General features: G+C 75.5%; 4 protein-coding genes and 1 pseudogene. All 5 read left to right on the top strand.

The features are described from left to right. Nucleotides 1–2,879: type I polyketide synthase (locus ACZ3TI_RS37815; RefSeq protein WP_465734582.1), on the top strand; the 2,879-nt coding region annotated here is incomplete at its 5' end. A gap of 77 nt (nucleotides 2,880–2,956) precedes the next feature. After that, a pseudogene (locus tag ACZ3TI_RS37810) lies at nucleotides 2,957–7,549 on the top strand (type I polyketide synthase); the annotation flags it as partial. After that, entirely contained in the window at nucleotides 7,546–9,036 is a 1,491-nt protein-coding gene (locus tag ACZ3TI_RS37805) for an FAD-dependent monooxygenase (protein WP_465734579.1), read from the top strand. The pseudogene ACZ3TI_RS37810 and the gene ACZ3TI_RS37805, both read left to right, overlap by 4 nt. Further along, complete coding sequence (locus ACZ3TI_RS37800; RefSeq protein ID WP_465734577.1) at nucleotides 9,033–9,830, top strand: 2-oxo acid dehydrogenase subunit E2; 798 nt, start codon at nucleotides 9,033–9,035, stop codon at nucleotides 9,828–9,830. The genes ACZ3TI_RS37805 and ACZ3TI_RS37800 overlap by 4 nt, the downstream gene beginning before the upstream one ends. Next, nucleotides 9,827–10,900 carry an alpha/beta fold hydrolase gene (locus tag ACZ3TI_RS37795; protein WP_465734575.1) on the top strand — a complete coding sequence of 358 codons (1,074 nt, stop codon included), beginning with the start codon at nucleotides 9,827–9,829 and terminating at the stop codon, nucleotides 10,898–10,900. Before ACZ3TI_RS37800 ends, ACZ3TI_RS37795 begins: the two co-directional genes overlap by 4 nt. Nucleotides 10,901–10,990: the final 90 nt, after the last annotated feature.

The raw sequence follows: 10,990 nt of genomic DNA, 5'->3' as shown, positions 1-10,990 counted from the left end.
CCGCCCACGCCCACACCACCGGCACCCCCGTCACCTGGCCCCTCCCCACCACCCCCACCCACCCCATCGACCTGCCCACCTACCCCTTCCAACGCGACAGTTACTGGCTGCACAGCACCTCGGCCACCGACCTCGCCAGCACCGGCCTGCAGGCCGTGGACCACCCGGTGCTGAGTGCGGCCACCACCCTGCCGGACGACACCCACCTGTTCACCGGCACGCTCTCGCACGCCCGCCACCCCTGGCTGCCGGACCACGCCGTCCTCGACACCGTCCTCCTGCCGGGCACCGCCTTCGTCGAGCTGGCCCTGCACGTTGGCGCCGCCGTCGGCGCCGGGCAGTTGGAGGACCTGACCCTGGAGGCGCCGATCACGGTGGGCTCGGAGGAGACGGCCCAGCTGCTGGTCCGGGTCGAGGCCGCGGACCGGGCCGGACGGCGCGCCGTCACCGTCCACTCGCGCCCCACCGGGGCCACCGCAGCGGACAGTTGGGTGCGCCACGCGCACGGCACGCTCGTCGCCGAGACCGCCGAGACCGCCGAGACCCCGGAGGCCGCGGGCACCGATACTGCCGCCTGGCCGCCGCCCGCCGCCGAGCCGGTCGACGTCGAGGGGCTGTACCAGGACCTGGCCGAGGCCGGGCTCGGCTACGGGCCCGCCTTCCAGGGTCTGCGGGCCGCCTGGCGCGACGGCGACACCGTGTTCGCCGAGGTGGCGCTGGTGCCGGACGCCGTTCAGGCCGGCTTCGGCATCCATCCCGCCCTGCTGGACGCCGCCCTGCACGCGATCGCCTTCACCGACCGGGAGCGCACGCCGGAGGCCGGTGTCCACCTCCCCTTCAACTGGACCGGAGTGGCCCTGCACGCGTCGGACGCACGGGCACTGCGGGTGCGGATCACCCCGGCCGGCCCGGGCGAGGTGGCGCTGCGGCTGAGCGGCGAGGACGGCAGGCCGGTCGCCTCGATCGGTTCGCTGACGCTGCGCCCGATCACGCCCGAGCAGCTCGCCGCGGTCCGCACCAGCCGGCGCGACCCGCTGCACCACGTCGAATGGACGGCTGCCGCTCGGCCCGCCGGCGGTCCCGCCACCGGCCCGTGGTCGGTGGTCGGCCCGGCCGAGCTGGTCGCGGCGCTGTGCGAGGCCGGGGTGGACGCCCACCCGCTGGGGGAGCCGTTCGCCGCCCCGACCGGTGCCGACCCGGTCGCCCGCGCGCACGCCGTGACGGCCGAACTGCTCGGCCTGGTCCAGGAGTTCCTGGCCGACGAGAAGACGGCCGAGCACCGGCTACTGGTCGCCACCTCGGGTGCGGTGCCCGGCGGCGACCCGGTCGACCTCGGTGCGGCCGCGCTCTGGGGGCTGATCCGCTCCGCCCAGTCGGAGAACCCGGACCGGCTGGTGCTGGCCGACCACGACGGACGCCCGGAGTCCTACCGGGCGCTGGCCGCCGCGCTGGCCGGCGAGGAACCGCAGCTGCTGGTCCGCGAGGGCGGCGTCACGGTGCCCCGGCTCACCCGCGGTCCCGCCGGCCCGGCCGGGGGCGGGACCGCCACCGCCCCGTTCGGCCCCGAGGGGACGGTCCTGATCACCGGCGGCACCGGCACCCTCGCCGTCCTGACCGCCCGCCATCTGGTCACCCGCTACGGAGTGCGCCGACTGCTACTGCTCAGCCGTCGCGGCCCCGAGGCCCCCGGCGCCGCCGACATCGCCGCCGAACTCCAGGAGTTGGGCGCCGAGGTGACCATCACCGCCGGTGACGCGGCCGACCCCGCCGCGTTGGGCGCCGTCCTGGCGGCCGTCCCGGCGGACCACCCGGTGTCCGCGGTGGTGCACACCGCCGGTGTGCTCGACGACGGCACCCTGCCGGGCCTCACCGGCGAGCGGCTCGCCGCCGTGCTGCGGCCCAAGGTCGACGCCGCCTGGCACCTGCACCGCGCCACCGAGCACCTCGACCTGACCGCGTTCGTCCTGTTCTCCTCGCTCGCCGGCACCCTGGGCAACGCGGGCCAGGCCGCCTACGCCGCCGCCAACGTCTTCCTGGACGCCCTGGCGGAACACCGGCACGCCGCCGGACTGCCCGGCCTGTCGGTGGCCTGGGGCCTGTGGGAGCAGCCCAGCGGGCTGACCGACGGCCTGTCCCGGGCCGACCTGGCCAGGCTCGGCCGGGACGGCCTGGCCGCGATGCCCGCCGAGCAGGGGCTCGACTTCCTCGACGCCGCCCTCGCCGCCGACCGGCCGACGCAGGTCGCCGCCCGGCTCAGCCCGCCGGTGCTGCGCCGGCAGGCCGCAGCCGGGATGCTGCCCGCCGTACTGCGCGGTCTCGTCCCGGCGGCGGCCCGACGGGTCGAGCAGGGCACCGGGCTGGCCGAGCGGCTGGCCGCGGCGGCTCCCGAGGAGCACCACGGCATCGTGCTGGCCGCCGTGCGCGGCCAGATCGCCGCCGTCCTCGGCCACCGCGGCGAGGACGCGATCGACCCGTCCCGCCGGTTCCAGGACCTCGGCTTCGACTCGCTCACCGCCGTCGAGCTGCGCAACCGGCTCGCCGCCGACGCGGGGCTGAAGCTGCCCGCCACGCTGGTCTTCGACCACCCGACCGCCGCCGCGCTCGCGGACCACCTGCTGGGTCGGCTCGGCAGCGGCGACCGCGAGCCGGCCGCCCTCGCCGACCTCGCCCGGCTGGAGGCGGACCTCCTGGGCATGGCCCCCGACAGTGCCGGCCGCGCCCGGCTCACCGTCCGGCTGCGCACCCTCCTGGCCCGGCTCGACGAGGCCGCGGCCCCGGTGGAGCCGGACACCGAGGACTTCGAGGAGCGGCTCCGCTCGGCCACCGCCGACGAGGTCCTCGACTTCATCGACCACGAGCTCGGAAGGGCCCTGAAGTGACCTCCACCCACCCCACGGAAGGGTCCGGACGCCCGATGACCAACGAAGAGAAACTCGTCGACTACCTCAAGTGGGTCACCGCCGACCTGAAGCAGACCCGGCTCAAGCTCCAGCAGGCCGAGGCGACGCACCGCGAACCGATCGCGATCATCGGGATGAGCTGCCGCTTCCCCGGCGGCGTCCGCTCCCCCGAGGACCTCTGGCGGCTGGTCAGCGAGGGCACCGACGCGATCTCCGGTTTCCCCGGCGGCCGGGACTGGCCGCTCGCCGAGCTCTACCACCCGGACCCGGACCACGCCGGCACCTCGTACGCCCGGGAGGGCGGGTTCCTGTACGACGCCGACCAGTTCGACCCGGCGTTCTTCGGCATCAGTCCCCGCGAGGCGGCCGCGACCGACCCGCAGCAGCGCCTGCTGCTGGAGCTGGTCTGGGAGGCGATGGAGCGGGCGGACATCGTCCCGGCCACCCTCGGCGGCAAGCAGGTCGGTGTCTTCACCGGCGTCATGTACGACGACTACGCGGGCCGGCTGATGCACCGGGTGCCGGAGGAGGCCGAGGGCCTGCTCGGCACCGGCAGCGCGGGCAGCCTGGCGTCCGGTCGCGTCGCCTACACCTTCGGCCTGGAAGGACCGGCGGTCAGTGTCGACACCGCCTGCTCGTCCTCGCTGGTCGCCCTGCACCTGGCCTGCGCGTCGCTGCGGCGCGGCGAATCGACGCTGGCGCTGGCCGCCGGCGTGACCGTGATGGCCACCCCCGGTGTGTTCATCGAGTTCAGCCGGCAGCGCGGCCTGGCGCCCGACGGCCGCTGCAAGTCCTTCGCGGGCGGCGCCGACGGCACCGGCTGGGGCGAGGGCGGCGGCGTCCTGCTGCTGGAGCGGCTCTCCGACGCGGAGGCCAACGGGCACCGGGTGCTCGCGGTGGTCCGCGGCTCGGCCGTCAACCAGGACGGCGCCAGCAACGGGCTGACCGCCCCCAACGGGCCGTCCCAGGAGCGCCTGATCCGCTCGGCGCTCGCGGGTGCGCTGCTCACCCCCGCCGAGGTGGACGCGGTCGAGGCGCACGGCACGGGCACCACCCTCGGCGACCCGATCGAGGCCCAGGCCCTGCTGGCCACCTACGGGCAGGAGCGGCCGGCGGGGCGGCCCCTCTGGCTGGGCTCGGTCAAGTCCAACATCGGGCACACCCAGGCCGCGGCCGGCGTCGCCGGTGTGATCAAGATGGTCGAGGCGATGCGCCACGGCGTGCTCCCCCGCACCCTGCATGTGGACGAACCCACCCCGCACGTGGACTGGGAGTCCGGTGCGGTACGGCTGCTGACCGAGGCGCGGGACTGGCCGGAGACCGGGCAGCCGCGCCGCTCTGCCGTCTCCTCCTTCGGCATCGGCGGCACCAACGCCCACGTGATCCTGGAGGCGCCGCCCGCCCCGGCGCTCAACGGGACCGGTACCGGGCCGGCCGAGGACGCCCCGGACGCCGTGGTGCCGTGGGTGCTCTCCGGCAAGAGCGAGGCGGCGCTGCGCGACCAGGCGATCCGGCTCCGCGGCTGGCTGGCCGAGCGGCCGACGGCCGACCCGGTGGCGGTCGCCGGCGCCCTGGCCACCGCCCGTACGCACTTCCCGCACCGTGCCGCCGTGGTGGCCGCGGGCGCCGCCGCCTTCGGGCCGGCGCTCGACGCACTGATCCGCGGCGAGTCGGCTCCCGGGCTGGTCCGGGGGACGGTGCGCGGCGGGAAGGTCGCCTTCCTGTTCACCGGGCAGGGCGCGCAACGCCTCGGCATGGGCCGGGAGTTGTACGAGAACCAGCCCGTGTTCGCCGCCGCCTTCGACGCGGTCTGCGCCGCACTGGACCCGCACCTGGAGCGGCCGCTGCGCGAGGTCGTCTTCGGCGACGAGGACGCCCTCAACCAGACCCGCTACACCCAACCCGCCCTGTTCGCCCTGGAAACCGCTCTCTTCCGGCTCTACGAATCCTGGGGCGTGACACCGGACTTCGTCACCGGCCACTCCATCGGCGAACTCACCGCCGCCCACGTCGCCGGAGTCCTCAGCCTCGGTGATGCGGCCCGACTGGTCGCGGCCCGGGCACGGCTGATGCAGTCCGCCCCCGCCGGCGGCGCCATGATCGCCATCCAGGCCACCGAAGACGAACTCCGCGAACACCTCACCGAAACGGTGTCGATCGCCGCACTGAACTCCCCCGACTCCACGGTGGTCTCAGGCGATCCGGAAGCCGCCGAGCGGATCGCCGCACACTTCAAGACCCTCGGACGCAAGACCCGCAAACTCACCGTCTCCCACGCCTTCCACTCCCCCCACATGGACGCGATCCTCGACGCCTTCCGCACCGAAGCCGCCCAACTCACCTACCACCACCCCACCATCCCCGTCATCTCCAACCTCACCGGCCAACTCGCCGACCAGCTCACCTCCCCCGACTACTGGACCCAGCACATCCGCCAAGCCGTCCGCTTCACCGACACCCTCCGCACCCTCGCCGACAACGGCGTCACCACCTTCGTGGAACTCGGCCCCGACCCCGTCCTCACCGCCCTCACCCACACCACCCTCGACGAGGCCAACCCCCTCGCCATCAGCACCCTCCGCAAGGACCACCCCGAAACCCACACCACCACAGCGGCCCTCGCCACCCTCCACACCCACGGCCACCCCGTCACCTGGCCCACCCTGCTCAACACCCGCCGGGACCACCTCGACCTCCCCACCTACCCCTTCCAACGCCGCCCCTACTGGCTCTCCCCCGCCGCCACCCCCGGCGGGCAGAACGCCGCCGCGGCGGGCACGACCGAGAACGGCTTCTGGGAGGCCGTGGAGCGCGCCGACCTGGACGCCCTGGACGAGATGCTGGACGCCACCGAGGAGGAGCGACGGAGTCTGGCCGCGCTGCTGCCGGCGCTCGCCGGACTGCGCCGGCGGGCCGGCCTCGGCCACCGGATCGGCTGGCAGCCGCTGGCCGACACCCCCGCGGCACCGCTGGCCGGTCGCTGGCTGCTGCTCGGCGCGGACGGGAACGAGGACGTGGCTCCGGCCCTGCTGCGCGCCGGTGCGCAGGAGGTCGCCACGGGGACGCCGGAGTCGCTCCGTCAGCTCGTCGAGGCCGGTCCGCCGAGCGGGGTCCTGCTGTTCGCGACCCCCGCCTCGGACAACGGGTTCGCCGACGAGACCGCCGGTGCCACCGCCGCCCTGGACGCGCTGGACGCACTCGGCGCAACCGCGCCGGTCTGGCTGCTCACCCGGGGGGCCGCCGCTGCCACGGCAGCCGACGCTCCGGCCGCACCCGAGGTCGCCGCGCTGTGGGGCGCCGGGCCGTCGCTGGCCGCCCGGTACCCGGAGCGGGCGATCGCGCTGCTGGACCTGCCGGCCGTGCTCGACCCGTCAGCGGAGCGCCGGCTGGCCGTGGCGCTGGCCGGCGAAACCGGCGAACGCGAACTGGCGCTGCGCCCGGGCGGCCTGCTGGCACGCCGACTGCTGTCGGCCGACACCGGCCGGCCGCACGGCCGCTGGTCGCCGTCGGGCACGGTGCTGGTCACCGGCGCGGACACCGAGGCGGGCCGCCGGACTGCCCGGCGGCTCGCCGCCCAGGGCGCCCGCCGGCTGCTGCTGGTCGTGCCGCCGTCCGCCGCGGTCGCTGCCGAGGATCCGGCCGGCCCGACCGCCCTGACGGCCGAACTGACCTCGCTGACCGCAGAACTGGCCTCGCTGGGGGCGGAGGCGACGGTGGCCCCGGTCGATCCGTCCGACCGTGCCGCGCTCGCCCGGGTGCTGGCCGCCGTCCCGGCTGACCAGCCACTGGACGGCGTGGTGCACCTCGCCCCGGCGGACGGCGAGCCGGCCACGGCCGGCGCGCTGCGGCACGCGGCGGCCAACCTGGACGAGCTCACCCGCGGCACCGCGCTGTCCGCCTTCGTCCTGGTCTCCGACGCCACCGGCGCGCTGGGCCTGCCGGCCGCCCCCGGCCAGGCGACCCTGCCGGCCTTCCACGACGCGGTCGCCGCCCGGCGGCTCGCGCTCGGCGAGCCCGCGCTGTCGCTGTGCTGCGGCCCGTGGGCGGAGGAGCCGGGCGGCGAGGCGCGGACGGCCCACGAACTGGGCCTGCTCCCGCTCCCGTCCCGATCGGTGCTGGACCTGCTCGGCCGGTCCGGCCACCTGGTGGTCGCGGACGTCGACTGGCCGACCGTGGCCGCCGGGCAGCCCTGGGCCGGACGGTTCTTCCAGGAGGTCCCGGCGGCCCGTACGGCCTTCGCGGCCGCCCCCGAGCCGGACGGCGCGGGCGCGAGCGGCTCGGTGCTGGAGCGCCTCGCCGGGGCGCCGCCGGCCGACCGTGCGGCGATCCTGCTCGCCCACCTGCGTGCCGAGGTCGCGGCGGTGCTGGGCCTGGCCGCCGCCGATGAGGTGAGCCCCGAAACCGACCTGATGGACCTGGGGATGTCCTCGCTGACCGCGATGGAGCTAGTGACTCGGACCAAGGCGGCGGGGATCGAGCTGACACCGGCGCTGATCTACGACCAGCCCACCCTCGCCGACCTGTCACAGGCCCTGCTGGACCTGCTCTCCGAAGCGCTGACCGCGACCGGTACGACACCCACCGCGAGCGCCGCGTCCCGCACCACGTCCCACACCGCATCCCCCGAGACCCAGAGGAGCCCCCGATGAACGACCCCGTGATCATTGCCGGCGCCGGCCCGGTGGGCCTGCTGCTCGCCTGCGAACTGCGCCTGCTGGGCGTGGAGACCGTCGTCCTGGAGCGGCTGGAGCGACCGCGCGAGGAGTCGCTCGGCTCGGCGATGAACGGCGGCACGATCGAACTCCTCGAACAGCGCGAGGTGATGGACGCGATCCGGGCCGACGGCTTCGAGTGGCCGCTCGCCGTCTTCTCCGGCTACCCGCTCGCCCCCGACCGGTTGACCGAGCGGCACGGCGCCACGCTGATCGTCGGTCAGAGCGCGGTGGAGCGGCGGCTGGAGGAGCACGCGCTGAAGCTCGGCGCGGAACTCCGGCGCGGCCACGAGATCACCGGGCTGGTCCAGGACGAGGCCTCGGTCACCGTCACCGTTCGCCACGGCGGCACCGACTACCGGCTGGCCGGCCGCCACCTGGTCGGCTGCGACGGCTCCGCGAGCACCGTGCGCCGGCTCGCCGGGATCGAGTTCGTCGGCGAGGAACAGCCCTTCCACGGCCTGATCGGCGACATCGAGGTGGACCCGGGCGACGAACTGCTCGACCACCTCGGCCCGGAGAGCACCCCGTACGGCCCGTACATGCTGTCGCCGGTGGGCGAGAACGTGCTGCGGATCGCCATGGGCGAGTACGACGCCGAGCCGCCGAACCGGGACGAGCCGACCATGGACGAGGTGCGCGCGCTGGCCGAGCGACTGACCGGCCGCCCGATGCGCACCGGCCGGGCCCGCTGGCTGCAGCGCTGGTACAACGTCAACCGCCAGGCGGTGAGCTACCGCGAGGGCCGGGTGTTCCTGGCCGGCGACGCCGCCCACGTGCAGTTCCCGCTCAGCGGCATGGCCCTGTACACCGGCATCGAGGACGCCATGAACCTGGGCTGGAAGCTGGCCGCGGACGCCACCGGACACGCCCCGGCGGGCCTGCTGGACAGCTACCAGGCCGAGCGGCACCCGGCCGGGGCGCGCTCGCTGCGCACCAGCCTGGCGCAGGTGGCCCTGGTGCACCCGGCGGACGGGGTGGCGCCGCTGCGCGAGATCTTCGCCGAGCTGGTGCAGCTGCCCCAGGTCAACGCGCACCTGTCCGAGCTGATCTGCGGGTTCGCGGTGCGGTACCCGATCGCGTACCCGGAGGCGGCGGCGCACCCGCTGCTCGGTCGCCGCCTGGTCAACGCGCCGCTGGTGACGGCGGACGGCGAGACCACGGTCGCCCGGGCGCTGCACCGCGCCCGCGGCGTGCTGTTCGACCTGTCGGACGGGCAGCTGCGGCTGCCGGACGTCTCCGGCTGGGCCGACCGGGTCGAGCTGGTCACCGCCCGTCCGTCGGCGGAGATCGCGGCGTCCGCGGTGCTGGTGCGCCCGGACGGCCGGGTGGCGTGGGCCGGTCCCGCGGACGGCGCGGCCACGCCGGACGAGGGGCTGACCACGGCGCTGGCGACCTGGTTCGGCCCGGCGGCGAGCGCATGAGCGGCAACCGGCCCGCGGCCGTCGGGCCGATCGCACCGGAGCGCCGTCCCACCCTGCACTTCCTCCGGGAGATCCGGTCCTTCTCCCCGGTGTTCCTGGACACCGACGTCGACATGGGCGCCGTGGTCCGCCACCGGGAGGAGGTGCGGAAGTACTCGGTGGTCAGCTATGTGCTGTACACCGCCGCCCGGGTGCTGGCCGCCCATCCGGAGGCGAACGCGGCGCTGCGCGGCCGGGCCAGGCCCCGGGTGGCCAGGTACGCCTCGGTGAACGGCAAGTTCACCCTGGACCGGACGATGAACGGGCAGCGGATCGTGGTCTCCACCGTCCTGCCCGACCTCCAGCGCGTCGGCCTGCCCGAGATCCAGGAGCGGGTCGACCACTTCCGGGACGGCGATCCGGCGGTCATGCCGGAGTTCGCCGCGACCCGGATGCTCCAGCGGCTGCCCTGGCCGCTGGGCGGCGCGCTGTTCCGGCTGGGGGTGCGCCCGCTGACCCGGCGGGCCGGCGCCTTCGGCACCTTCGCGGTGACCTCCCTGGGGCACCGCCCGGTGGACGGCTTCTACTCGGTGGGCGGCGCCACCATCACGCTGGGGCTGGGCCGGATCGCCGACCGGCCCGTCGTCAAGGACGGCGGCCTGGCGGTGGCGCCGGTCATGCGGCTCTCGCTCACCTTCGACCACCGGGTGATCGACGGTGCGGAGGCCGCCGACGTGCTCGCCGACCTCAAGCTCGCCCTGGAGGGGTTCACCGACCCGGACGAACCGACGGACCGTCAGGAGATTGACGAATGAACGATGTCGACGAGCTGAAGCAGTTCGTCGCGGTGCACGCCAGGGGCCAGCGGATCCCGGACTTCGACCGGGTGCTGGCCCGCATCACGACCGACGGCGAAGGCCCCGGTTCGTGGACCGGCGAGTGGTGCGCCGAGGCGGAACGGCTGGAGCAGGCCGGCAAGCCCCTGGAGGCTTGCCGGCGTTTCGTCATGGCGAGGTTCCCGTTCACCGGCACGCCGGCCCGGCTGGCCGCCGCCGAGCGCGCGGTCGCCGCGTTCGAGAGCTGGCGGGCGACGGCCGCACCGGGCATCCGGCGGCTGGAGGTGGAGATCGACGGCCGCAAGGTCGGCTGCTGGGAGTCCGGCCTGTCGGCCACCGAGCGCCGACCGCTGCTGGTCCTGATGGGCGGCAACGTCAGCGTCAAGGAGCAGTGGGCGCCGGCGCTGCCGGTGTTCCGTCGGCTCGGCATGGCGGCCCTGGTGGTCGACCTGCCCGGCATCGGCGAGAACCCGGTGCCGTACGACGAGCACAGCCACCGTTTCCTGTCCGGGCTGCTGGACGCCGTCGCCGACCGGGCCGACACGTCCCGCACGTACGCGCTGGCGCTCAGCTTCAGCGGGCACCTGGCGCTGCGCTGTGCCATGGACGACGCCCGGATCCGCGGGGTGGTCACCGCCGGAGCGCCGGTCAACGCCTTCTTCACCGACCCGGCCTGGCAGGCCCGGGTGCCGCGGATCACCGCGGACGCCCTCGCCCACCTGACCGGGCGGGACCTCGCCGGGCTGCACGGCTGGGCGCTGCCCGCCGAGCGGCTCGCCGCGCTGGACATCCCGGTCGCCTACGTGGCCAGTCTCCGCGACGAGATCGTCCCCCAGGAGGATGTGCGGCTGCTGCGCCGCACCGTCGGGGACCTGCGGGTGCTGGAGCACGACGACGTCCACGCGGCGCCCGGCCACGTCGCGGAGAGCAGGTTCTGGTCCGCGCTCGCGCTGCTGCGGATGCGCGGGGTGCGCGGTGCGCAGCCGGCGGTGCTGGGGCTGATGTACGGGGCGGCCCGGCTGCGGGCCCGGCTGGCCCCGGTGCGCTGACCGCCCGGCGGGCTTTGCCGCAGCTTAAGCGGCCGTCGGCAGAATCCTTCCGGCCGCCACCCGGCCGGTCGACCGTCTTCGGATAGCAGG

The organism is Kitasatospora sp. NPDC023120 (genome assembly GCF_055560835.1).
The sequence above is the reverse complement of the archived record's forward strand: the minus strand, read 5'-3'. Positions and strand labels throughout refer to the sequence as shown.